We start from the raw sequence: 23,523 nt of genomic DNA on the forward strand, positions 1-23,523 counted from the left end.
GGGGCGGTCACCCGTACCACTCACTCCATCTCGGGCATCTCGCCGACGGTCGTCTTCAGGTCGATCACGGCGAAGGCGGCACCCTGCGGGTCCAGGATCGCCGCGAAGCGGCCGAACGGGCTGTCCATCGGCCCGAACACCTTCCGTCCGTTGAGGCGTTCGGCCGCCTCGACGGCCTTGTCGCAGTTGTCGACGGCGAAGTACAGCTGGATGTACGACGGGATCTCCGGCGGGAAGTCCTCCGCCGTCATCACCATCCGCCCGAGCACCGGCTGGGGACCACCGAGGTCGAAGACCCGGTAGTCCATGTGCTCGTCCTTCATCTTCTTCGAGCCGTAGCCGAAGACGTCGGTGAAGAACTTGTCCGCCTTCGCCGGCTCCCGGGTGAAGACCTCGGCCCAGGCGAACGAGCCGCTCTCGCCCTCCAGCTCGAAGCCCTCGTGCTGACCCGCCTGCCAGACGCCGAAGACGGCACCCGACGGTTCCTTCGCGATGCACATCGACCCGAAGTCGCCGACCTGCATCGGCTCCATGACGACGGTGCCGCCCGCGCTCCGGATCTTCTCCGCCGTGGCGGCGACGTCGGGCGAGGCGAAGTACAGACACCAGGCCGACTGCGGTTCGCCGTCCTGCCCCGGCATCGGTGGCACGACGGCCGCCACCGCCTTGCCGCCCTTGTACGCCTGCGTGTAGTTGCCGTATTCCGAGGAGGACTCGCCGAAGGTCCAGCCGAGCACGTCGCCGTAGAACGTCTTGGCGCCCTCGACGTCGGTGAACATCGCGTCGGTCCAGACCGGCGTGCCTTCAGGTCGTGCGGCCATGACGGTGACTCCCACTTCCGATTCGATGACGTGTTCCTGTGAGCCACGCTAGCCACGCTCGCCGTGGCCCGCTCGGTGACACGTCGTGACCGGTCGGGAATGCTGCGATCATCCGGTCATGGGGACACAGGGGGACAACGCGATGATCGAGGTACCCGCGGGGCGGGTCACGCTGTCGGACCGGCGCACCGAGCGCAGCTGGACGGTCGACGTCGGCCCGTACGTCCTGAGCGCCGTCCCGGTCACACAGGAGCTGTACGAGCGGGTCACGGGGGAGCGGCCGAGCACCGCACGGGGCGACCGGCTGCCCGTGGAAGGGGTGTCCTGGCAGGACGCGGTCCGCTTCTGCAACGCGCTCTCCGCCCGCGAGGGGCTGAGCCCGGCGTACCGCGTCGCGCAGGACGGGCCCGAGTGGGACAGGACCGCCGACGGGTACCGCCTGCCCACCGAGGCCGAATGGGAACACGCCTGCCGCGCCGGCACCACGGAGGCGCGCTACGGTCCGCTCGACGAGATCGCCTGGCATCGCGGCAACTCCGGCGAGCGCCTCCACGAGGCCGGCGGACGCCGCCCCAACGCCTGGGGCCTCCACGACATGCTGGGCAACGTCTGGGAGTGGTGCTGGGACATGTACGACGCGGAGGTCTACGGCAGCTACCGGGTGCTGCGCGGCGGCGGCTGGTTCGACGAGCACTGGAGCTGCCGCGCCTCGGTCCGCCGCCGCAGCCACCCCACCCTGCGCATCGACGACGTGGGCTTCCGCCTCGCCCGCACCCTCCCGGGCTGAGCGACCCGCAGGGTCAGCCCGACAGCCGACCCAGGGTGTAGCGGTGGAAGGGACCGTCGGGCAGGGGCAGCTCCGGCCGCCACATCCGCAGCACCTGGGCGGAGGGCAGGAACAGCGCCTCCGGCAGACGGTCGGTCTCCGTCCACTCCCAGCGCTCGATCTTGTCCGGCTCGGCCACGGCGGGCACGCCCCGGAAGCCCCGTACCGCCGTGGCGGCGGTCATCCGGGTCATCCGGGCGGAGGTGACCGAGTCCAGGATCAGCCCGATGACCTCCACGTCGGCGGCGTCCGCGACGAGCGTCGTCTCCTCGGCCAGCTCGCGGACCGCCGCTTCCTCCACGGACTCACCGGGCTCCACCTTCCCGCCGGGCAGCTCCCACACCCCGGAGCGATGCAGCCCGAGGAGCACCCGTCCGGCCTCGTCGGTCACCACGACCCCCGCGCCGAGAGAGGCCTGGGCGGGCGGCGGCTGGACATTGCGCTGGGCGGCGGCGGCCCCTTCGGCGGTGGTCATGACTCCCCTTCTACCAGCAGCCTTCCCCGCGCCACAAAGCCCCGCGTAACAAATGTCCATACCCCCTTGAATCGGGCCGGAAAAGGAGGAAACTCGTCTTTACACCGGACAACCGGAGAGAGCCGCACCCGCCGACGGAGACGTCCGAAGGCCCGCGTGACCCTTGCATCGGCTCTGGCCAGGCCCCCGGCGGGGCCGGTCGGGCACGGAGCCGTCGGCGACGGCCGACGACCGCGCGAACCGACCAGGACCGCCGGGGACTGTCATGCCCGGGGCCGGCTCGCACGCCCGGGTCTTCCGCCAGTCCCAGGTCTTCCGCCAGTCCCAGGTCTTCCGTCAGTCCCGGGTCTTCCGTCAGTCCCGGGATACAGGCGGAATCACGGCGACCGGGCAGTGCGCGTGGTGCAGCACCGCATGGGCGACCGAACCGATGAGCAGCGAGCCGAAGCGGTGCCGGTGGTGACGGCCCACGACCAGCAGACCGGCATCCCGCGAGCCCTCCACCAGCAGGCCCGCCGCGTCCGCGGGCACCACCGTCGGGACGAGCTCGACCCCCGGCCAGCGCGCGACGAACGGCCGCAGCCGTGCCTCCTGCTCCCGCTCCGCCTCCCGTACGAATTCCTCCGCGGTGTCCGCGAGAGGCATCGGCGGAGGGACTTGCAGCGCCGGGGCCGGGGCGACGACGAGGCTGGTCGGCTGGGGAGGCAGCCGGAACGCCGTCACGGCCTCCAGCGGCACGCCCCGGTGGTGCGCCGCCTCGAAGGCGAAGGTCACCACCTCGTCCGGCGTCTCCTCCGGGTGCAGGCCGAGCAGCACCCGGCCGGCCTCCGCCCCGCCCTCCAGGGCGGCCGCGCGCGCCTCGTGCGGGACGACGACGAGCGGACAGGGCGAGGTCGCGGCGAGTGTCCGGCTGGTCGAGCCGAGCAGCAGACTGGCGAAGCCGCCGTGCCCGCGGGAACCGGTCACCAGGAGCCGTGCGCCCCGGGCCGCCGCCGGCAGAGCGTCGGTCACCGATCCGTCGAGGGACTCGTACCGCGCGGGAATCCGGTGTCCGCGCTCCTCGACCACCGTCCGCACGGCCGTCACGACCGAGTCGGGAATCTCCGGCGACGGTCCCAGGGAGGCGATGCGGGCGGCGCCGAGCTGGAGGGCGTCGGAGCGTACGTGGGCCACGACCAGCGGCGCTCCCAGGCGCTCGGCGGCGCTCACGGCCCACTCCAGGGCCCGGAGACTGTGCTCGGACCCGTCCACGCCGACGACGACCGGCGGCTCGGACGCGGTGTTCGTGTCACTCATGAGGGAATGACTCCCGCGCCCGGGCGCGCGCCACACCGGTCAGGACCGGTCACGATCGGCCCGGTGGGCAAACGACACGGGAGGCGACAAAGGGGAGCGACACGGGAAGTGATCGGCACAGGATCGACGGCGAAACGACACCGGACCGGTCCGATGGCGAAACCATCAGGACCGGTCCGGCGGTGAAAGCGATCAGGCGCCCTGGTCGCGGCGCGCGGCACGCTCCGCGTCGCGCTCCTTGATGCGGACGGTCTCCTTGCGGACCTCCGCCTGCGTGGCGCGCTCCTTCTGCAGCCACTCCGGCAGCTCCTGCCGGAGCGCCTCGATCTGCTCCGTGGTGAGCGGGTCGGTGATGCCACCGCGCGCGAGACCGGCGATGGAGATCCCGAGCCGCTGCGCGACCACCGGGCGGGGGTGCGGACCGTTCTTCCGGAGCTCCTGGAGCCACTCGGGCGGGTTGGCCTGGAGTTCGTTCAGCTCGGTGCGCGAGACGACACCCTCCTGGAACTCTGCGGGGGTGGCCTCGAGGTACACACCCAGCTTCTTCGCCGCGGTGGCGGGCTTCATCGTCTGGGTGCTCTGGTGCGACGTCATGAGGTCAAGGGTATCGAGCGTGCGGGCGAGTTCCGACCACGGCAGCTACCGGTAACCTGGCGGGGTGACAGGCTCGGACGCTTCCCCCTCGCTCTCTTCCCCTCCGTTCCGGCTCGCGTACGTCCCCGGAGTGACGCCCTCGAAGTGGGTGCGGGTCTGGAACGAGCGCCTGCCCGACGTACCCCTGACGCTGCTCGCCTTGACGCCCGCCGAGGCCTTCGGTGCGCTCCGGGAGGGCGCGGCCGACGCCGGCCTGGTGCGGCTGCCCGTCGACAAGGACGACCTGAGCGCCATCCCGCTCTACACGGAGACGACCGTCGTCGTCATCCCCAAGGACCACCTGCTCGCGGCGGCCGAGGAGGTGTCGGCCGAGGACCTCGCCGAGGAACTCGTCCTGCACCCGCTCGACGACACCCTCGGCTGGGAGCGGCTGCCGGGCCGCGCGGCGAACGAGCGCCCCGAGACGACCGCCGACGCGATCGAGCTGGTCGCGGCGGGCGTCGGCGTGCTCGCGGTGCCCCAGTCCCTCGCCCGGCTGCACCACCGCAAGGACCTCACCTACCGGACGCTGACGGACGTCCCGCAGTCGCGGGTGGCCCTGTCGTGGCCGGCCGCCGACGAGGCCCCCGACCTGGTGGAGGAGTTCATCGGGATCGTGCGCGGCCGCACGGTGAACAGCACCCGGGGCCGCCGCGCCGAGGCCCAGAAGGGCCAGAAGCAGGCGAAGGACCAGAAGGGCGGCCAGAAGTCGGCGAAGCCGGGCAGGTCCGGGAAGCCGGGTGCCGGTTCGCGTACGACGGGCAAGCCCGCGGCCCGCAAGTCCGCCGGCGCCGGTGGCTCCGGCCGGGGTCGCACGGGCGGAAAGCCCCGCAAGAGGTCCTGAGCCGCCCGAGCGGTCGTGAGCCGTTCCCCGTCCGTACGGCGGACGCCGCTCCCTCGGGCGGACGGGCGCTCGGCATACTGACCCCTCCTGATCATCGAGATCACACAGGAGGAGCTTTGGCCGCCAGTTTCAGGACCGTCGTCGAGGTGGGAGCGGACCACCTCGCGCAGGCCCGGTCCATCGACCGGGTGTTCCAGGAGGCGATCGCCCCGGCGACCGTCAACTTCGACTTCGAGGCGATACGGGAGGCCGCCGCGGCCGTTCCGGACAGCACCGTGGTGAAGATGGTCCGGGGCTGGGGGCTCCAGGAGTACGCCCCCGTCCTGGTCATGGTCCTCTCCCTCAAGGAGGCCGTCCGGCAGGCGCTTCCGCCGGAGTGCGCGGAGGCAGGGTTCTGGGCCACCGTCGAGCGGGAGCTCGTCCGGGCCTTCACCGGTCTCGCCGCGCAGGAGGGGCAGCCCGGTCTCTCCTTCTACGAGGAGTCGGGGGAGCGGACCCGTTTCTACCGGGACCTGTTCTTCGCCCTCCAGGACGAGGAGACCGGGGAGCACATGTACGCCCTGGCCTTCTGCATCGACGTGACCGTCGAGCTGCCGAAGGCGGAGGCCGTCGCCCTGGAGCTGACGGACGTCGTGCCGTTCGCGGTGCGGCTCAACGCGATCGTGGTCCGCCAGGCCCTGGGCCTCGCGGCCTGACGTCCCACGTCGCCGTACACCGCCGGCCCGCCGTCCCGGGCCGGACCCCTGTCTCCCCGATTCCCTTCAGTCCTTCGTCCCCTTCGTCCCCTTCGGTCCTTCGGTCCTTCAGACTTTCAGGCGCCAGCGGCCGCCCCGCGCCGCGGCGACGAGCTCCGGCACCGTGGCGAGCTTGACCCGGGGACGCCCCGCGTCCTGCCCCCTGGCCCGCTCGGTCCGGTCGATGGCCGCGAGACCGCGCGCGTCGACGAGATGCCGACTGCGGCTCCGCGCCAGTCGGTGAAAGTCCTGCGCCGTGCCCGTCGGCGTCGGCAGCTCCCCGGCGACCGCGTCCGCGAGCAGCGTCCCGACCGTCTCCTCCGCACAGGCCCGGTTGACCCCGATGCCCCCGGACGGTCCGCGCTTGATCCAGCCGACGACGTAGCCCCCGGGCAGCCCGGCCACCCGCCCGGCCTCGTGCGGCACCGTGCCCGTCGCCTCGTCGAAGGGCAGACCCGGCAGCGGGACGCCCCGGTAGCCGATCGCCCGGACGAGGAGTCCCGCCTCGATCTCCGTACCGGACGGCGCTCCGGCCTCCGTCACCCTGACAGCGCGGACGGAGTCGGTGCCGACGGCCTCGACCGGGGCCGAGTGGAAACGCAGCACGATCCGGCGCCGGTCCGGTGCGGGAGCACGCGTCCAGTCCACCGCCTCCCGTGCCACGCCCCGGAGCAGCGCGGCCTTCTCCCCGTCCGCCGCCGCGTCCACGGCGGCGCCGGTGCGCGGGTCCCGGTCGTCGACGACCAGGTCGACGCCGGGCAGGTGCTTGAGGGCGAGGAGTTCGGATCTCGTGTACGCCGCGTCCTCGGGGCCCCGGCGGCCGAGCAGCACCACCTCGCGGACCCGGGTGTCGCGCAGGGCGGCGAGGGCGTGGTCGGCGATGTCTGTACCGGCGAGGGCGTCGGGGTCCGTGACGAGGACGCGGGCGACGTCGAGGGCGACGTTGCCGTTGCCCACCACGACGACCCGCTCGGCGGAGAGCGGGACGGCCTCCGCTCCGGTCTCGGGATGCGCGTTGTACCAGGAAACGACGGAGGTCGCCGAGACGCTGCCGGGCAACTCCTCGCCGGGGATGCCCAGTCGGCGGTCGGAGGGCGCGCCCACCGCGTAGACCACCGCGTCGTGGTGCGCGGCGAGCTCCTCGACGGTGACGTCCTTGCCGATCTCCACGCCCAGCCGCATCCGGACCCGGGGATGGGTGTGGAAGCGGGCGAAGGTGTCCCCGGCACCCTTGGTCGCGGGGTGGTCCGGTGCCACGCCGTACCGGAGGAGTCCACCGGCCACCGGCAGCCGGTCGACCAGGGTGACCTCGGCGTTGGTGTGCAGGAGCAGGTCCTCGGCGGCGTACATGCCGGCGGGTCCCGTGCCGACGACCGCGATCCGCAGCGGGGCGAAGTCGGCGGGCAGGGAGCGGCGGAACGAGGGCTCGCTCCAGCTGTGGAAGTTGGGCGAGGCGAGCGCCGGCGTGGGGGTGCGGTCCGCGTAGTACTCCGCGTTGATCGCCTCGTACTCCCGCAGTCGTCCGGTGAGCCGGTCCGCCGGGAAGATCGCGTCGACGGGGCAGGCGTCGGCGCAGGCGCCGCAGTCGATGCAGGCCTTGGGGTCGATGTACAGCATCTCCGTGGTGCCGAAGTCCGGCTCCTCGGGCGTCGGATGGATGCAGTTGACCGGGCAGACGGCGACGCAGGTGGCGTCGTTGCAGCAGGTCTGGGTGATCGCGTAGGTCATGTCGTCGGCTCTGCTCTGCTCGGCTCGGAGGGGTCAGACGAGGTGGGCGCGCTGGTAGAAGAAGAGCGCGGGCCGGGTCAGCATCCCGACGTCGGCCAGGAACTCCATCAGCCCGGAGCAACTGGCGCGCAGTTGCGCCTTGTAGTGCTCGTTGGCGGCCGCCTCGCGGCGGGCGCGCTCGGGGTCGAGTCCGGCCCGCACGTACACCTCCGGGTTCACCAGGCTGGTGATGATGTAGTACGCGGCGATGGCGACCACGAGGGCCTGGAAGTGACGGCGGGCCCTGCTCGCGCGTGCGAGGTTGCGGCGCGTCTCGTCCCGGGCGAACTTCATGTGCCGGGACTCCTCCACGACATGGATGTTGCTGATGGTGCGGACGAAGGGGACGACCCGCTCGTCGCGCATCCAGTCGCGCTGCATGACGTCGAGGACCTCCTCGGCGACGAGGATGCCGGCGTACGCGGCTTCGCCGAAGCCGACGGTCTTCATGAAGCGCCCGAGTTCCAGCACGGCCCGCTTGGGCCGGTACGCGGGGGCGCCGAGCTTCTGGGAGCCCCGGGCGAACATGATGGAGTGCCGGCATTCGTCGGCGATCTCGGTGAGGGCCCACTGGAACCGGGGGTCGGTGTGGTCCATGCGGTAGATGTCGCGGAGCACCATCTGCTGGAGGATCATCTCGAACCAGATGCCGGTGCTGGCCACCGAGGCGGTCTCCTGCCGGGTCAGCTCCTTGCGCTGCTCCTCGGTCATCTCGTTCCAGTACGGGGTGCCGTAGAGGGAGTTCCACTCGGGGCTCTGGCCGTGGAAGTCCTTGTCGAGGGGGGTGTCCCAGTCGACGTCGACGGCGGGGTCGTACGACAGCTTCGCCGCCGACCGGAGCAGCCGCTCGGCGACGTCCGACTCGGTGACGTCACGGTCCTCGTGGTCCGGGCGAACGGTGCTGCTTGCCATGGTGCGGCTCCTTGGATCGCGCGATCGGCGGCTCGGGCGCTTATTAGACATCACGTCTAGCAAGCTTGTTAGACGGAACGTATAGCAAGGGTCCGGGGCGGGCCTACCCCTCGGTACGGACTTTTTCCCGCGGGCACGCGAACGGGGCCGGAGCCCAGTCGGCTCCGGCCCCGTCACAGGGTCGCGTGAAGGCGTTGCCTCAGCGTCAGAAGGTCAGGTTCCAGGCGTCGATCTTGCCCGTGTCCTGGCTCGCGTTGTCGTTCACGCGGAGCTTCCAGACCCCGTTCGCGACCTCCGCCGAGGCGTTGACCGTGAACGTCTGGACGATGTTGTCCGTGCCGCTGCCGGTCCGGTTGTGGACCGTGTACACGGTGCCGTCCGGGGCCACCAGATCGACCTTCAGATCACCGATGTAGGTGTGCTTGACGTCCACGCCCACCTTGAGGGTGGCCGGGGCGTTGCCCGTCACGCCGCTGACCGTGATGGAGCTCTCCACGGTGGCGTTGTCGGTGATCGTGACGTCGGTGAGGTTCTCGAAGTACGCGCCGGGCGGCGGGGTGCTGCCGCCGACGGCCTTCAGGGCGTCGACCGCGCCCTCACCGAAGAAGCCGTTCTTGGTCGTGGTGCCCTTGCAACGGGTGTCCGAGGGGCAGGCCCTGTCCGTGGCCTGGACGCCCAGCTGGTCCCGGATCTGCGCCGGGGTGAACGTCGGGTTGGTGCTCGCGATCAGCGCGGCGACGCCGGTGACGTGCGGGGAGGCCATCGAGGTGCCGCTCATGTTGCCGTACTTGCCGCCCGGCAGCGTCGAGTACACCTGGGTGGAGCCGTCACCGCCCGGCGCGGCGATGTCGACGACGCCGTTGCCGAAGTTCGAGTACGAGGCCTTCGCGCCGCCGCTCGCCTGCGCGGCGACGGTCACGACGCCCGGCAGCTCGGTCGGGATGTCGATGCAGGCGTTGGTGATGGTGCGGGTGACCGGCGTCGAGTCGTTGGGGCTCTCGGAGTCGGTCGTCTTGTTCGCCAGGTCGTAGTTGGAGTTGCCGGCGGCGGCCACCTGGAGCGAACCCTTGCCCTCGGCGTACTCCTGCGCCCGGCGGACACCCTCGATGATGGCGGCCTGGTCCACGTTGTCCGGGCAGTTGAACTGCCACGGGTCGGTGTAGTAGCTGTTGTTGGTGACCTTGAAGCCGTGGTCACCGGCCCACATGAAGCCGCAGACGGTGTTCTCCGCGAAGAACAGGCTGCTGGTCGGCTCCGCGATGCGGACGGAGGAGATCTTCACGCCCGGCGCGACGCCGATGACGCCCTTGCCGTTCTTGGCGGCCGCGATCGTGCCCGCGACGTGCGTGCCGTGGGTGCCGACGTCACGCCAGGCACCCGCGCGGGTGTCCGCCTTGCCGTAGGCGCAGGAGGCCGAGTCGGCGGCGTTGAAGTTGGGCGCGATGTCCTGGTGCTGGTCGTCCACGCCGGTGTCGAGGACACCGACCTTCACCGTCGCCGAACCGGTGGTGACCGCCCAGGCCTGCTCGGCCTTGATCTGCGTCATGTCCCAGCGGTTCGACTCCGTCAGCGTGGTCGTCGACTGCGCGGGGTTCGCCGGGAGCGCCGGGTTGTAGGCGTCGGCGGGGACGTCGGACGTACGGGTCGCACCGACCTGCTGGACGCCGCCGACCGTGCGCATCGCCGAGGCGAACGACGAGGACGTCGAGTGCGCCACGATCACGCCGATCGCGTCATACGTCGCGAAGGCCGAACCGCCGTTGCTCGCGACCGCGCCGCTGACCGCGGAGGTGCCGCCAGGTGCCGTGATCACCAGGTACGCGCGGGTGCCCGCGGCCCATGCGGCCGGAGCCGCCGCCGGCGTCGTGATGCTCTGCGTCGCCCCCGCCGAACGGGCCGCGACGGGCGCCGTGTCGGTCGGTGCTGCCTGGGCGAATCCCGCGGGAGCGGCGAGCGCGACGGTCGTACCGAGCGCTGCGACGGCTATCGCCGACGATCTCAACCGGCTGGATATGAGGGAAAACAATGCGTCCTCCGATGACCCGGTGGCGCGGGTGGCGCCCGCCGGGCCGTGTGATGTGTGGGGTGGACGCAAGATCCCAGAGTCGCGAGTCGGAAGGAAGCATTCCGTACGAGAAGTCCGTTCGTGTTACGCACTGTTGACCGAGGGTGGCGATTTCCTGGACATCTGTCCATGTATAGTGGACATCTGTCCAGGAAATCCGGGGCAGGTGAAAGCGGAGGAGACGACGGTGGAGACGACAGCGAACGTGCTGGTGGGCCTGGTGGCGGCCCTGCACGCGTACATCCTGGTTCTGGAGATGTTCCTCTGGGAGAAGAAGCCGGGGCGCGGCCTCTCCGGCTTCGACGCCGACATGGCCCGCGCGACCGCGCCGCTCGCCGCGAACCAGGGCCTCTACAACGGCTTCCTGGCCGCCGGACTCGTCTGGGGCCTGATCGCCGACGACCCGACCGGCTTCCGGGTCCAGGTCTTCTTCCTCAGCTGTGTCGTCATCGCCGGTCTGTACGGCGGAGTCACCGCCAACCGCCGCATCCTGGTCGCCCAGGCGCTTCCCGGGGCGCTCGCCCTCGGCGCCGTATTGTGGAGCCGGTGAGGGAAGCGAAGAACGGGCCGAAGAACGGGCCGGTGAACGGGCCTGCGGCCGGGCCGGTGGCCGCGACGCAGGGCGACCCCCGCGCGGCCAGGACGCGCGGCAAACTGCGACAGGCACTGTTCGACGAGTGCGCCGAGCGCCCGCTGGCCGAGGTCACCATCGCCACGCTCGTACGCCGGGCCGGCGTCGGCCGCGCCACCTTCTACGTCCACTACAGCGACCTGGAGGCCCTCGCGGTCGACGCCTGCGCCGACGTGGTCCGGGACGCGGTGGACGCCCTGCACGCCTGGCGGGGCACTCCCGACCCTGCGTCCCCGCCGCCCGCACTGCTCGACTTCCTCGCCGAACTCGCCCCGCACGCGGGCCTCTACCGCGCCCTGCTGCGCCCGGGCGGCGGCGGACCGCTCGGTCTCGTGCTCCACGAGGACCTGCGGGCCCGCAGCTTCCACGAGCGCAGCCTGGCCGGGGCCCCCGAGCCGGAACTGATCGCCTCAGCGGTGGCCGCGACCTTCGCCGGAGTGCTCGCCGACTGGCTGCACGGCCTCGTGGAGGGCGACTCGGACCGGATCGCCCACCAGATCTGGCGCCTGCTCGTCACCCTGCACCGCACGCCGTCGGGGTAGTACGGGCCTGCCCGTACTACCCCGAGAGTCAGGCGTTCCGGCTACTTCAGGTACGGGCCCGCGGCGCCGATCCTGCCGGGGCCGTTCAGGACGTACACCCGAAGGTTGCCCTTGCCCGGCGCGCCGACCGTGAGCGTGCCGTTGGTGACGGTCTTCACGTCGCCGGTGACCGCGTCGGTGTACGTGCCGTTCGGGATGCCCGTGTACGTGGCACCGCCCGTGACCGTGACCAGGGCGAAGCTGTCCGTACTCCCGCTGGTGTAGCGGCGCTTGAACGCCATGCCGCCCGAGATGCCCTCCGTGGAGTACTGCCCCATCTGGAGCGCGGGGATGGCGCGGCGGATCTGGTTGAGCCGCTGCACGTGCTTCACCAGGGGCTGCTCCAGCGTGGTCGCGACCGCCCCGGAGGCCGAGGAGACCTGGGAGAAGTCGGAGGCCGTGACGGATCCGGCGACGTGGTCGCCGAAGTACGCGCGCCCGGTCGTGGCGAGCGGGCAGGACGGCCCGCAGTCGATCTTCTTCCCCTTCTGGAACTCGATCTCGGAGCCGTAGTACAGCGTCGGGATGCCGCGGAAGGTCCACATCAGGGACATGTTCTCCGCCCAGGCGTCGGTGCCGCCCGTGTACCGCTCGCTCGACTTGTTGGGGCCGTAGTCGTGGCTGTCGACGTAGACGACGTTGTACGTGGCGTCGTTGTAACTGTCGTCCGAGTCCTTGCCGTTGTAGAAGGCGTTCGACGCGTCACCGAAGTTCATGTGCATGCGCATGTCGATGACGTTCATGCCGGAGAAGCGGCTGTGGTCGGGGGAGTGGTAGTTGTTCCCGTTCAGGAAGGCGTTGGTGGAGGTGGGCTGGCTGCCGGTGCCCTGCTGCTGCTCGTAGTCGTACATCTCCAGTGCGGCCTTGGTGTCGTCGGCGTCGTACTCCTTGCGCTCCTTCCAGGTGTAGAACTGCGCCGAGTGGTTCACCGAGCCGCGGTTCCACTTGTCGTTCACGAAGGCCGCGACCTCGCCGAAGACGAAGAAGTTCTTCGCGGCCTCGACGCCGTGGCTCTGGGTGACCCGCTCCTGGATGGCGGGCAGGAAGCGGCGGTTCCAGGTGGTGCGCGGGATGTGCACGGCCGTGTCCACGCGGAAGCCGTCGACGCCCATGTCGATGTACTTGTTGTAGGCGCCGATCAGATAGTTCTGCACGGTCGGGTTCTCGGTGTTGAAGTCGGCGAGGTCCTCGTGCAGCCAGCACGAGCGGGAGTCCTCACCCTCCCAGTTGCCGATCCAGCACTGGTGGAAGAGTGCCTTCGGGAACATCCCGGACGTCGGGCTCGGCCACTGGCAGTTGTAGACGGTGTAGCCCTCGGCGCTCTTGCCGCCGGTGGGCTTTCCCCAGTTGAGGCAGGTGTTGCCGGCCGGCTCGGCCGTCGACCACAGGTCGCCGTTGTAGTAGGACTTCCCGGACTTGGCGTCGACCGTCAGGCCGTCGTACTCGAAACCGGGCTGCTTCTCGTCGTAGTACCAGCTCCACTGGCTGTCCCGGACGCCGTACACGGTGGGCGTGAACAGGCCCTTGGCGCCCCAGCGCGAGGAGTGGTTGTAGACGACGTCCTGGTAGATCTTCATGCCCTTGGCGTGGGCGGCGTCGATCAGGTCCTGGTAGGAGGCGCCGGCCGACTCCAGGCGCGGGTCGACCTTGTAGAAGTCGTAGCCGTGGTACCCGTGGTAGTCGTAGTCGGACCGGTTGAGGACCACCGGGGTCACCCATATCGCCGAGAAGCCGAGGCCCTTGACGTAGTCGAGCTTCTGGACGAGACCCTTGAAGTCGCCCCGGAACATGGGGTCGTCGTTGGCCGCGTTGCCCGACTTGGTGTGCTGGCTGCCGCCTCGGTTGTTCGACGCGTCGCCGTCGTAGAAGCGAGCGGTCAGGACGAAGTAGATCGGGTCCTTGCGCGGGTCGGTGCCGAGCGGCTTCCCGGTGCCGGGGTTCGCCGGCTTGTCCCCGGTGGTCGCGGTCGCGGGCGCCGAGGCGGCGGAGACGTTGCCCGCCGCGTCCACGGCCTTCACCGTGTAGGTGTACGCGGTCCGCTCGGCGAGGCCCGTGTCGGAGAACACGGTGGAGCCGACGTCCGTGACGACCGTCCCGCCGCTGCCACCGACCCGGGTGACCTGGTACTTCGTCACGCCCTTGTCGTCGGTGGCGGGGTCCCAGGTGAGCAGCACCGAGACGCCGTCCGCCGCGGCGGTGACCTTCGTGGGCGCGGTCGGGGCCTGGGTGTCGGGCACCTCGGCGGCGCACGGATCGGCCGCGTTCCCCGTCACCGCGTTGTTCCGTACGGTGCTGACGCCCGCGCCGATGGCGTAGTCGGCGCCCCCGTTGTTGTCCCAGGTGCCGTTGCCGTTGTTGAAGGCGGCCTTGAGCGAGGCGGCCGTCCCGAGGTCGACCTCCCGCTTCCACCAGCCGGTGCACGCGGCCTGCATGCCGACGCCGGGGACGGTGGTCCAGGCGCCGCCCGCGGGCTGGTAGTGGATGTTGACGGTCGACCAGCCGAGGGCCTCGGTGGAGTAGTAGACGGTGGCCTTGGCGCCCGCGGTGGGGGTGGGGGTCGGCGTGGGTTCGGTTCCGGCGCAGGGGTCCGAGTGGGCGATCACCCCGTCCTTGACGGTGATGGCGCCGGTGCCCAGGGCGTAGTTCTTGCCGCCGTTGTTGTCCCAGGTCCCGCTGCCGTTGTTGAAGGTGGCCTGGAGTCCGGTGGCCGTGCCGAGGGTGACGGTCTTCTTCACCCAGTCGGTACAGCCGGCCTCCATGGCCACGCCGGGGACCGTGGTCCAGGAACCGCCGTCGGGCGCCCAATGAAGGTTGTACTGCGCCCAGTTCTTCGTCTTCGTCCAGTAGAAGACGGTCGCGGTGTTCTCGGCGGTGGCCGCGACCGGGGCGGTGCGCGGGTCGCCGTCCAGAGAGGGTCCGCCGGACGGTGCGGTCACCAGACCGAGGATGCCGGCGGCGACCGCCAGGGCGGCCAACGGCCCAAGGGGGAGCCGTCTGTGAGGGGGTGTCAGTCCGCGGGTGCGTGTCATCCGAATCTCCAGGCAGGTCCGTGCGTCACCGGGCAGACCTCTGCCCCGGACGGGAATCGAAGCCCTTTGGAAACGCTGTCGGAAACTTGCAGAAACATCTTGCGTGGCCGGAACGTATCGCCGCGCGACTGCCGCGTAAAGAGGTTCGACAGAAGTGCGGACGTACGGAGGTGTGGAAAAGTGGGCGTCTCTGTTGATCGCGCCCCCGCCGAAGGAAGGCATCCGATGAAGCTCCCCACGCCCTTGTACGTGCTCAACGAAGGGCTGGCGTTCCTCCTGGAGTTGGCGGCGCTGGCCCTGCTCGCGTGGTGGGGCTGGGAGAGCGCGGAGGCCTGGGCCCCGCGCCTCCTGCTCGCCGTCGCCGCGCCCGTGGCGGCGGCCGTCCTGTGGGGGCTCTTCGCCGCCCCGAAGGCGCGGGTACGGCTACCGGTGGCGGGTGTTCTGGCCGTGAAGGCGCTGGTGTTCGGCGCCGCCGCGGCCGCGCTCTACGCGCTGGGGCGGCATGGCGGGGCGGTCGTCTTCGCCGTCGTGGCCGTGGTCAACACCGCCCTGGCGACGGTGGACCGCCGGGCTCGCGCGGCGGCCTGAAGTGGTCGGTGACGCTCCCTCAGGGGCGCGGCCAGGGCCGTCCCTCCAGGCGCTCGATGTCCCGATTGAAGCGTTCGAGGAAGGCCGCGAAGCGGGCCACGTCCTCGGGTGACCAGTGCTCCATGACCCGGTCGAGTCCCTCGATGTTCGAGGTCCGGTCCGCCTCCAGGCGTCGCTCGCCCTCCTCGGTGATGCGGAACTTGCGGGCGATCCCGCCCTGTGGGTCGGGGATGCGCTCCACGACCCCGGCGCGCAGCATCGCCGCGGTCTGCCGGTTGAGCGTGGAGGCGTCGAGCCCGAAGGCCTCGCTGAGCTGCCCGATGGACATCGGCCCGTGCATGCGGATGCGGCTCAGCAGGACGTATGCGCTGCGGTCCAGGTGGCCACCGGCGGCCCGGGAGCGGGGTGCGTACAGATGGGCGTGCCGACCGAGCAGCATCGTCTCGAACTCGACCAGGTGAAGGGGTTTGTCCACGGGCTTGTCCATGAGGACATTGTCCCTCGCGATGATCGTATGTGCATCATGCACGCCTTGTGTATGGGACCATCAATGTGCACTATGCATATTGACCCGTGGTGGACGACCGCCGTGGAAGATCGAGGGAGAACACGTGGACGGCTCCAAGCCCGACGCCCGACCCGGAGGCGTCGTCGGCGTCCTCGCGCTCGCGGGCATCGTGGCCGCACTCATGCAGACCCTGGTGGTGCCGCTCATCGGCGACCTCCCCAAGCTGCTCGACACCACCGCGTCCAACGCCTCCTGGGTGATCACCGCCACCCTGCTCGCGGGCGCCGTCGCCACCCCCGTGGCCGGCCGGCTCGGCGACACCCTCGGCAAGCGCCGGGTCCTGCTCGTCTCCGTGATCCCGCTCGTCGTCGGCTCGGTGGTCTGCGCGCTCGCCTCCTCCGTCGTCCCGATGATCGTCGGACGCGGTCTCCAGGGCCTCGGCATGGGCGTCGTACCGCTCGGCATCAGCCTGCTGCGCGACATCCTCCCGCCCGAGAAGCTCGGCGGCTCCATCGCCCTGATGAGCGCCTCCATGGGCGTCGGCGGCGCCCTGGGCCTGCCCTTCTCCGCCGCTGTCGCCGAGAACGCCAGCTGGCGCGTGCTCTTCTGGGTCGCCGCCGCGCTCAGCGTCGTGGTGGGCCTCCTGATCTGGCGCGTCGCCCCCGCGGGACGGCGCGCCGCCGCCCCCGGCCGCTTCGACGTGCCGGGAGCGCTGGGCCTCGGCGTCGGGCTCGTCGCCCTGCTGCTCGCCGTCTCCAAGGGCGCGACCTGGGGCTGGGGCAGCGGCACCACCCTCGGCCTCTTCGCCGTCGCGGTGGTCGTGCTGCTCGCCTGGGGCCGGTGGGAGCTGCGTACCCGCGACCCCCTCGTCGACCTGCGCCTCACCGCCCGCCCGGTCGTCCTGATGACCAACATGGCGTCGGTCCTCGTCGGATTCGCCATGTACGCGCAGTCCCTCGTCGTCCCGCAGCTCTTTCAGTTGCCCGAGGCGACCGGCTACGGACTCGGCCAGTCGATGATGGCCATGGGCCTCTGGATGGCCCCTGCGGGTCTGATGATGATGGTCCTGGCCCCGCTCGGCGCCAAGCTCTCGGCCGCCCGCGGTCCCAAGGTCACGCTCTCCGTCGGCGCCCTCGTGATCGCCGTCGGATACGGATCCTCCCTCGCCCTGATGGGCACCACCTGGGGCCTGCTCGTCGTGACCCTCATCTGCAACACGGGTGTGGGACTCGCCTACGGAGCCATGCCGGCCCTCATCATGGGCGCGGTCCCCCCGGAGGAGACCGCGTCGGCCAACAGCTTCAACACCCTGATGCGATCCATCGGCACCTCCGTCTCGGCCGCCGTGATCGGTGTCGTCCTCGCCCAGATGACCACCACCCTCGGCGGTCACGCACTGCCCTCCGAGGACGGCTTCCGCGTCGCCATGCTCATCGGCTGCGGCGTCGGACTCGCCGCTGCCGCCGTCGCGGCCCTGATCCCGGCCCGGCACTCGACGCCGACGGCCGACGCGTCCGGCGCCGGCACCGAGCCGGGGACCACCCCGCGCACCGCCTCGGAAGCCACCGCCTGAGCCCCGCGGCGCGTCGCCTCCGAGGCGACCACCGCGCGCGCGAGCCCGGCGCCACCAAGCCCGTCATCGGGCGGGGCGCCGGGCTCGCCCTCGACGGCGGTGCGGCGTCCGTCGCCGCCGGCCTCGCCATGGCGTGGGCCGCCGTCGGCCTGGCGACCGACCGGGGCCGGCGGGCCCGGCTCCTCGCCCGTCGTCAGTCCTTCCGTTCCTCCGCCGCCTCCAGGGTGAAGAGCGCCCCCTCCGGGTCCCGGACCACCACCGCCCGGCGCCCGTCGGCCGCTTCCGGGCCGCGTACCCCGCCCCAGTCCCCGCCGGGCACCACCGACCCGCCGTTGGCCACGACGGCCACCGCGGCGGCCTCGGGGTCCGGCACCCGGAAGCGCACCAGCCAGCGCGGGCGCAGTTGCGGCTGGGGCGAGGTGACCTCGACCGGCCCGCTGTTCAGCCGGGCGACCGCCTCGCCGCCACGCCGCAGCACCACCCTGTCCTGCTCGTACGACACCTCGAAGCTGCCGGGGCCGCCGTCCGCCCAGCGGAGCACCTCGCCGTAGAACACGGCCGCCTCGAAGGCGTCCCGCGTGTGCAGCTCCAGCCAGGCGGGCGCCGACTGCTCGCCGATGTGCCAGCGGGTCTCCGTCCGCCCCTCCCAGACGCCGAACGTCGCACCCTCCCGGTCGGTGGCGAGCGCCGCCCGACCGTGCGGCGGATAGGACACCGGACCCACCCCGACGGTGCCGCCGCGCTCCCGGATCCGCGCCACCGCCTCGTCGGCGTCGTCCACGGCGAAGAACGCCGTCCAGGCCACCCGCACGGACAGCTCGGCCGCCACCGCCGCGATCCCGGCCACGGGCACCTCACCCAGCTGCCCCACCGAGAACTCCCGCTCCCCGCCGCCGCGCCGGAACGTCCAGCCAAGGACTGCCCCGTAGAAGCGCTCCGCCGCGTCGAGATCGCGTGCGGCCAGACTCAGCCAGCACGGTTCTCCCACCGCCTCTCCGGTCGTCGGCCCCGACACCGGCACCACCTCCTCGTCGTCCTGCTCGCTGCGTGCGTCGTGCGCCCCTTCCCCGCTCCACGACCCGGCATGCGCGCACTCACCCGAGTGCCGCCGATCACCACCCGCCCGGGTGCGCCGCCCGCGGGGCGCGGGAGATAACGTCCGGTCATGAGCCGCCCGTACCCACAGCTCCGAGAGGCCTCCGACGCAGGTCCGGGCCCGTCCGCCGCGCCCCTGCTGCTGCGCCCCTGGGCGTACGAGGACGCCGAAGCGCTCGTGCGCCATCACCGGGACCCGCAACTGCGGGCATGGCTCGCCACCCATCTGGACACCGAACGGCAGGCACGCGCGTGGGTGGCTGCCCAGAGCGAGGGCCGGGCCGCCGGGACGAGGGTGGCGTTCGCCGTCGTCGAGGAGACGACGGCCGGGCTCACGGCGCCGCTCGGCCACATCGCCCTCACCGGTGAGGGCGACGCGGCCGCACGCATCGGCTACTGGACCGCGCCGGAGGCACGCGGGCGCGGGATCGCCTCCCGGGCGCTGAACCTCGTCGCCCGGTGGGCGGCGGACGGCGAGAGCCCCTTCGCGGGGCGCGCCCTGGAACTCGTGCACGCCGTCGGTAACGAGGGCTCGTGCCGGACCGCCCTGGCCTGCGGCTTTCCCCTCATCGAGACCCTGCCCGCCGCCCCGCCGGCCCGGCCGCGCGCCCAGCACCTCCACAGGGCGACCGACCCGCGATCCCCGCGGGCGGTTCAGCGCGCCGCGCGGGCCGCGTAGGCGCGCACGTCGGCATCGGGGTCGTCGCCGGCCCCCGCCAGTGCCGTACGGGCCGTGGGGTCGTCCCGGTGGACGAGGAGCGACAGGACGGCGGCCTTCCGGACGTCGGCGTTCGGGTCGGCGAGCGCTTTGGCGAGCGCGGGGACGGCAAGGTCGGCCGGGGTGCCCCGGAGCGCGGTCGCGGCGCCGGAGCGGACCTGCCACGCGGGATCGCCGAGGGCGGCTTCGGCCCTCACCGCGTAGGCGGGCGGGCACCCGGTGCCGGCCAGGGCGGCCAGGGCCGCCCCCCGGACGAGCGGGTCGGGATCGTCGAGCAGCGGGCCGAGCGGTCCCGGCGCCGGGTTCCGTACGGCCGCGAGACCCCGGGCCACCGCGACCCGCACCTCGCGGGCCGGGTCGTCGGCCGCCACCGCCAGCTCCGCGACCGCGTCCACGGAGACCAGGGCCCGGACGGCCTGGACGCGCACCTCCACGGTCGCGTCGGCGAGTGCTCCGGCGTACAGCGCGGCGTCCCCCAGCCGCAGGGCCCGCAGGACGTCGAGCGCGGCGGACCGCACGGCCGCGTCGGGTACGGCGAGGGCCGCCCGCAGACCGTCCCCGAGCTCCGGTACGGCGGGCAGCACCTCGACCAGCTCGCGCAGGGCCGCCGAGGCGGCGGCCCGGACCACGGGCGACGCGTCACGCAGCCGCGCGGCGAGCACCGGACCCGTACCGGCGGGCGCGGTCTCACCGAGGGCGGTGACGGCGGCAGCCCGTACGGCGGGATCGTCGTCGTCCAGATAGGGGCCGAGCGCGTCGAGATCGGGGGAGTCCTCGACGAGCGACAGGAGTCGGAGCAGTCGCGGGTGAGGGGAGGCGACCGCCGGGGCCTCGGCCGGGACCGGGCTGTGCGGATCCGTGTCGGTGAGCGGACGCGCCGCCGGGGCCGCGTCCCGGGGACCGGCCGTGGCGACCGGCACGAGCTCGACCTCGCCGAGGTGCCGCTCGGGACCACCCGGCGGCGCGAACTCCGGCACCGGCACCAGGTACGGCTCGACCGGCCGCGCCGTGAACTCCATCGCCCCGGAAGGGGACTTGCGCAGGTCCAGATGGTGCAGCCAGCCCGTGTCGTCCCGCTCCGGGTGATCGAGCCGCTCGTGGTAGAGACCCCAGCGCGACTCCGTCCGGGCGAGCGAGGCGCGTGCCGCCATCTCGGCGCAGTCCCGGATGAACGACACCTCCGCGCACCGCATCAACTCGTGCGCCGTACGCGCACCCATCCCGGCGATCTCTCCCGACATCCGGGTGAACGCCTCGACGGCCAGGGAGAGTTTCGCTCCCGTCTTCGGAGGAGCCACGTAGTCGTTGACGAACCGCCGCAGTTTGTACTCGACCTGGGGCTGCGGCGGCCCCTCCGGATGCCGCAGCGGCCGGTAGACGAGTTCGTGGGCCGCGGCGAGCTGCTCGGGGTCCAACTCCCCTTCGTACGCCGTGTACCGGGATGCGTCCTCGCCCGCCAGGTCACCGAAGACGAACGCGCCGATCATGTAGTTGTGCGGTACGGAAGCCAGGTCGCCGGCCGCGTAGAGCCGGGGCACGGTCGTCCGGGCGTGGGCGTCCACCCGTACGCCCGAGGCCGAATGACCGCCGCACAGTCCGATCTCCGAGATGTGCATCTCGATGTCATGGGTTCGGTAGTCGTGTCCCCGGTTCTCGTGGAAGGTGCCGCGCGTGGGCCGCTCCGTGGTGTGCAGGATCGACTCGACCGCGCCGATGGTCTCCTCGGGGAGATGGCTCAGTTTGAGGTACACCGGGGCCCGGTCCGAGGCGAGTTCGGCCGCGAACTCGGCCATCATCTGCCCCGACCAGTAGTCCGACTCCACGAACCGCTCGCCGTGCCGGTTCACCTGGTAGCCGCCGAAGGGGTTGGCGACATAGGCGCAGGCCGGGCCGTTGTAGTCCTTGATCAGGGGGTTGATCTGGAAGCACTCGATGCCGGTCAGCGCCGCGCCCGCGTGGTAGGCCATGGCGTAGCCGTCGCCCGCGTTCGTCGGGTTCTCGTACGTCCCGTACAGATAGCCGGAGGCGGGCAGGCCCAGGCGCCCGCAGGGGCCGGTGGCCAGGATCACGGCCCCTGCCCGGACGACGACGAACTCGCCTGTACGGGTGTTGAATCCGGCCGCCCCGATCGCCCGCCCGTCGTCCGGGTGGGTGAGGACACGGACCGGCATGACCCGGTTCTCGATGCGGATCCGCTCCCGCATCTCCCGCCGCCGCAGCTGCCGGTAGAGGACCTTCTTCACGTCCTTGCCCTCGGGCATGGGCAGCACGTACGAGCCGGACCGGTGCACCTGCCGGACCGCGTACTCCCCGTGCTCGTCCTTCTCGAACTTCACCCCGTACGACTCCAGCCGCTGCACCATGCCGAAGCCGCGGGTCGCCGTCTGCCGGACCGTCGACTGGTCCACCAGGCCGTCGTTGGCGCGGGTGATCTCGGCGACGTAGTCGTCCGGTTCGGCGCGGCCCGGCACGACCGCGTTGTTGACGCCGTCCATGCCCATCGCCAGGGCACCGGAGTGCCGGACGTGCGCCTTCTCCAGAAGTATGACGTTCGCCCCGCGCTCGGCGGCGGTCAGCGCGGCCATCGTGCCGGCGGTGCCGCCGCCGACGACGAGCACGTCGCAGGAGAGCTCGGTCGCGTCGGCGAGATCGGGCACGGTCAGGGGGGTGTCCACGGGGTGCCTTTCGAAGCTTGGGGGCGGGGTGTGTCGGCGGGCGCTCGGCCGGGCCCGCGGTCGGACTCGGGGGCGGGCGCTCTCGGCCGGACCCTCAGAGGGAGTCGAGGACGCGGCGGCGCAGCACGGCCGTGTCCGGCGCCTGCCGGGCCTCGCGCGAGCGCGGGTGCGGTACGTCCAGGACCTCGCCGGACGCGAACAGGGCGACCCGGTCGCCGAGATGGAGCGCCTCGTCGACGTCGTGCGTGACGAACACGACGGTCGCACCCGTGCCCCGAAGGATCTCCACCAGCAGGTCCTGCATCCCGGCGCGGGTGTGGGCGTCGAGCGCGCCGAAGGGCTCGTCCATCAGGACCGCGCGGGGCCGTCCGGCGAGGGCGCGGGCCAGCTGGACGCGCTGCCGCTGCCCGCCGGACAGCTGGTGCGGCAGCTTGGCGGCGTGCCCGCCGAGCCCGACCCGCTCCAGCCACTCCTCGGCCGCCCGGCGGCGCTCGGCCCGGGGGACCCGGCGGATGGCGAGCGGCAGTTCGACATTGGCACGGACCGTACGCCAGGGCAGCAGCGCGTCGTGCTGGAAGACCAGCGCCCGGTCGGCGCCGGGCCGGTGGATCGGCTCCCCGTCCTGGGTGACGCGCCCCTCCAACGGGGGCAGCAGCCCGGCGAGCGTACGGAGCAGGGTGGTCTTGCCGCAGCCGGAGGGACCGACCACGGCCAGCAGCTCGCCGGGCGCGATCCGCAGTTCCACCGGGCCGGGCACGGCGACCCCGTCGTGGTGGCCGAGCCGCACGCCGTGCAGGGCGAGTTCGGCGCCGGTGGGTGACGACACGGTCGTCGGCCGTGCGGACACGGCGGACGGGCTCACGGTGCTCATGGAACCGGCTCCTTCGCTGGCTGACGGACACGGGACGGGGCGGTCGCGGGGGTGCTCGCCGCACGGACGGGGCCGGCGGCCGGGATCCGGGCGGTCGGGCGCGGCAGCCAGGCCGTGACGCGGCGGCCGAGCGACTCGACCGCGGTGGACGTGAGCCAGCCCAGGGCGCCGATGGTGGCCATCCCGACGAAGACACCGGGGTAGTCGACGACCGTGTAGTCCTGCCAGGTGCGGTAGCCCACCCCGTACTCGCCGGAGATCATCTCCGCCGAGATCACGCAGATCCACGAGACGCCGATGCCCACCGACAGACCGCCGAAGATCCCTGGCAGGGCGCCCGGCAGGACCACCGAGAACAGCACCCGCGCCCTGCTCCCGCCGAGGGTGAGTACCGCTTCCTCCCAGACCGGGTTCAGGGCCCTTACGGCGTGCCGGGTCGACACGAGCACGGGGAAGAGGGCCGCGGCGCAGGTGATGAAGACGATGCCCTGCTCGTTGGTGGGCAGCAGCAGGATCGCGACCGGCACCAGGGCGATGGCGGGGATCGGCCGTACCACCTCGACCAGCGGGCCCAGGATGTCGGCGGCCCACCGTGACCGGGCGACGGCCGTCCCGGCCGCCACGCCGAGGACGGCGGCAAGGAGGAAGCCGACGGAGATCCGGCGCAGACTGTGGCCGAGATCCTGCCAGTACGCCTCGGTGCCGACCCGGTCGGCGAGGGCGGAGGCGACCTCGACGACCGTGGGGAACTGCTCGAACCGCAGCCACAGATTGACGTCGAGGGAGGTCAGCAACTGCCAGATCCCGAGGGCCGCGAGCGGGGAGGCGACCCGGACCAGACGGCTGACGGCGGTCCGGGTACGCGCCTCACGACGCCCGGC

21 protein-coding genes are annotated in these 23,523 nt (G+C 72.1%); 8 read left to right on the forward strand and 13 right to left on the reverse strand.

Annotated features, from left to right (window positions below; all coding sequences use genetic code 11):
* Window positions 1–20: 20 nt before the first annotated feature.
* Window positions 21–821, reverse strand: coding sequence for a VOC family protein (locus OG514_RS28930; protein ID WP_266899833.1), 801 nt, complete (start codon window positions 819–821; stop codon window positions 21–23).
* 118 nt (window positions 822–939) lie between these two features.
* Between OG514_RS28930 and OG514_RS28935 the strand changes: the two genes are divergently transcribed.
* Window positions 940–1,608 carry an SUMF1/EgtB/PvdO family nonheme iron enzyme gene (locus OG514_RS28935; protein WP_266899835.1) on the forward strand — a complete coding sequence of 223 codons (669 nt, stop codon included), beginning with the start codon at window positions 940–942 and terminating at the stop codon, window positions 1,606–1,608.
* 13 nt (window positions 1,609–1,621) lie between these two features.
* Here OG514_RS28935 and OG514_RS28940 read toward each other — a convergent pair whose 3' ends face one another.
* The 3 genes from OG514_RS28940 to OG514_RS28950 all read right to left on the reverse strand — a co-directional run bounded on the left by OG514_RS28940 (window position 1,622) and on the right by OG514_RS28950 (window position 4,012).
* Window positions 1,622–2,122, reverse strand: coding sequence for an NUDIX hydrolase (locus tag OG514_RS28940; RefSeq protein ID WP_266899837.1), 501 nt, complete (start codon window positions 2,120–2,122; stop codon window positions 1,622–1,624).
* Between the two features lie 354 nt (window positions 2,123–2,476).
* Entirely contained in the window at window positions 2,477–3,418 is a 942-nt protein-coding gene (locus tag OG514_RS28945) for a universal stress protein (protein ID WP_266899839.1), read from the reverse strand.
* Between the two features lie 192 nt (window positions 3,419–3,610).
* Window positions 3,611–4,012 (reverse strand): DUF5997 family protein, encoded by a 402-nt coding sequence (locus OG514_RS28950; RefSeq protein WP_266899841.1) that lies wholly within the window; start codon window positions 4,010–4,012, stop codon window positions 3,611–3,613.
* 64 nt (window positions 4,013–4,076) lie between these two features.
* Here OG514_RS28950 and OG514_RS28955 point away from each other — a divergent pair, with 64 nt between their 5' ends.
* Together OG514_RS28955 and OG514_RS28960 are read left to right on the forward strand one after the other, a co-directional pair.
* Window positions 4,077–4,895, forward strand: coding sequence for a LysR family substrate-binding domain-containing protein (locus OG514_RS28955; RefSeq protein ID WP_266899843.1), 819 nt, complete (start codon window positions 4,077–4,079; stop codon window positions 4,893–4,895).
* Between the two features lie 116 nt (window positions 4,896–5,011).
* Window positions 5,012–5,590, forward strand: a complete 579-nt coding sequence (locus tag OG514_RS28960; RefSeq protein ID WP_266899845.1) for a Type-2Aa cytolytic delta-endotoxin — start codon at window positions 5,012–5,014, stop codon at window positions 5,588–5,590.
* Window positions 5,591–5,698: 108 nt separating this feature from the next.
* Here OG514_RS28960 and OG514_RS28965 read toward each other — a convergent pair whose 3' ends face one another.
* The 3 genes from OG514_RS28965 to OG514_RS28975 all read right to left on the reverse strand — a co-directional run bounded on the left by OG514_RS28965 (window position 5,699) and on the right by OG514_RS28975 (window position 10,334).
* Complete coding sequence (locus OG514_RS28965) at window positions 5,699–7,357, reverse strand: FAD-dependent oxidoreductase (RefSeq protein ID WP_266899847.1); 1,659 nt, start codon at window positions 7,355–7,357, stop codon at window positions 5,699–5,701.
* Between the two features lie 33 nt (window positions 7,358–7,390).
* Window positions 7,391–8,308: a diiron oxygenase gene (locus OG514_RS28970; protein ID WP_266899849.1), complete on the reverse strand. Its 918-nt coding sequence runs from the start codon at window positions 8,306–8,308 to the stop codon at window positions 7,391–7,393.
* A 205-nt stretch (window positions 8,309–8,513) separates the two neighbouring features.
* Complete coding sequence (locus OG514_RS28975; RefSeq protein WP_266899851.1) at window positions 8,514–10,334, reverse strand: S8 family serine peptidase; 1,821 nt, start codon at window positions 10,332–10,334, stop codon at window positions 8,514–8,516.
* A 226-nt stretch (window positions 10,335–10,560) separates the two neighbouring features.
* Between OG514_RS28975 and OG514_RS28980 the strand changes: the two genes are divergently transcribed.
* Window positions 10,561–10,923 (forward strand): DUF1304 domain-containing protein, encoded by a 363-nt coding sequence (locus OG514_RS28980; protein WP_266899853.1) that lies wholly within the window; start codon window positions 10,561–10,563, stop codon window positions 10,921–10,923.
* Window positions 10,924–10,979: 56 nt separating this feature from the next.
* On the forward strand, window positions 10,980–11,546 hold the full coding sequence (locus OG514_RS28985; protein ID WP_266900999.1) for a TetR/AcrR family transcriptional regulator: 567 nt from the start codon (window positions 10,980–10,982) through the stop codon (window positions 11,544–11,546).
* A 41-nt stretch (window positions 11,547–11,587) separates the two neighbouring features.
* Here OG514_RS28985 and OG514_RS28990 read toward each other — a convergent pair whose 3' ends face one another.
* Window positions 11,588–14,614 (reverse strand): carbohydrate binding domain-containing protein, encoded by a 3,027-nt coding sequence (locus tag OG514_RS28990; RefSeq protein ID WP_266899855.1) that lies wholly within the window; start codon window positions 14,612–14,614, stop codon window positions 11,588–11,590.
* 225 nt (window positions 14,615–14,839) lie between these two features.
* Here OG514_RS28990 and OG514_RS28995 point away from each other — a divergent pair, with 225 nt between their 5' ends.
* Window positions 14,840–15,202, forward strand: coding sequence for a YrdB family protein (locus tag OG514_RS28995; RefSeq protein ID WP_266899857.1), 363 nt, complete (start codon window positions 14,840–14,842; stop codon window positions 15,200–15,202).
* Window positions 15,203–15,221: 19 nt separating this feature from the next.
* Here the strand turns inward: OG514_RS28995 and OG514_RS29000 are convergent, their stop codons facing one another.
* Window positions 15,222–15,689: a MarR family winged helix-turn-helix transcriptional regulator gene (locus OG514_RS29000; RefSeq protein ID WP_266899859.1), complete on the reverse strand. Its 468-nt coding sequence runs from the start codon at window positions 15,687–15,689 to the stop codon at window positions 15,222–15,224.
* A 124-nt stretch (window positions 15,690–15,813) separates the two neighbouring features.
* Here OG514_RS29000 and OG514_RS29005 point away from each other — a divergent pair, with 124 nt between their 5' ends.
* On the forward strand, window positions 15,814–17,283 hold the full coding sequence (locus OG514_RS29005; protein WP_266899861.1) for an MFS transporter: 1,470 nt from the start codon (window positions 15,814–15,816) through the stop codon (window positions 17,281–17,283).
* Window positions 17,284–17,476: 193 nt separating this feature from the next.
* On the opposite strand, the gene OG514_RS29010 is transcribed toward OG514_RS29005, so the two are convergent.
* A complete protein-coding gene (locus OG514_RS29010; protein WP_266899863.1) occupies window positions 17,477–18,298 on the reverse strand; it encodes a VOC family protein in 822 nt (273 codons plus the stop codon).
* A gap of 150 nt (window positions 18,299–18,448) precedes the next feature.
* On the opposite strand from OG514_RS29010, the gene OG514_RS29015 reads away from it, so the two are divergent.
* Complete coding sequence (locus tag OG514_RS29015) at window positions 18,449–19,057, forward strand: GNAT family N-acetyltransferase (RefSeq protein WP_266899865.1); 609 nt, start codon at window positions 18,449–18,451, stop codon at window positions 19,055–19,057.
* Here the strand turns inward: OG514_RS29015 and OG514_RS29020 are convergent.
* From OG514_RS29020 to OG514_RS29030, 3 genes are all read right to left on the reverse strand, one after another.
* Window positions 19,033–21,771: a fumarate reductase/succinate dehydrogenase flavoprotein subunit gene (locus tag OG514_RS29020; RefSeq protein ID WP_266899867.1), complete on the reverse strand. Its 2,739-nt coding sequence runs from the start codon at window positions 21,769–21,771 to the stop codon at window positions 19,033–19,035. The genes OG514_RS29015 and OG514_RS29020 overlap by 25 nt on opposite strands.
* 94 nt (window positions 21,772–21,865) lie before the next feature.
* The gene (locus tag OG514_RS29025) at window positions 21,866–22,642 is read right to left on the reverse strand and encodes an ABC transporter ATP-binding protein (protein ID WP_266899869.1); all 777 of its coding nucleotides are present in this window, start codon (window positions 22,640–22,642) and stop codon (window positions 21,866–21,868) included.
* The gene (locus tag OG514_RS29030; RefSeq protein WP_266901000.1) at window positions 22,639–23,481 is read right to left on the reverse strand and encodes an ABC transporter permease; all 843 of its coding nucleotides are present in this window, start codon (window positions 23,479–23,481) and stop codon (window positions 22,639–22,641) included. Before OG514_RS29030 ends, OG514_RS29025 begins: the two co-directional genes overlap by 4 nt.
* Between the last annotated feature and the right edge of the window lie 42 nt (window positions 23,482–23,523).

Origin of the sequence: Streptomyces sp. NBC_00572 (assembly GCF_026341815.1) — a bacterium.
In the GTDB taxonomy this organism is placed as follows: Bacteria; Actinomycetota; Actinomycetes; order Streptomycetales; family Streptomycetaceae; genus Streptomyces.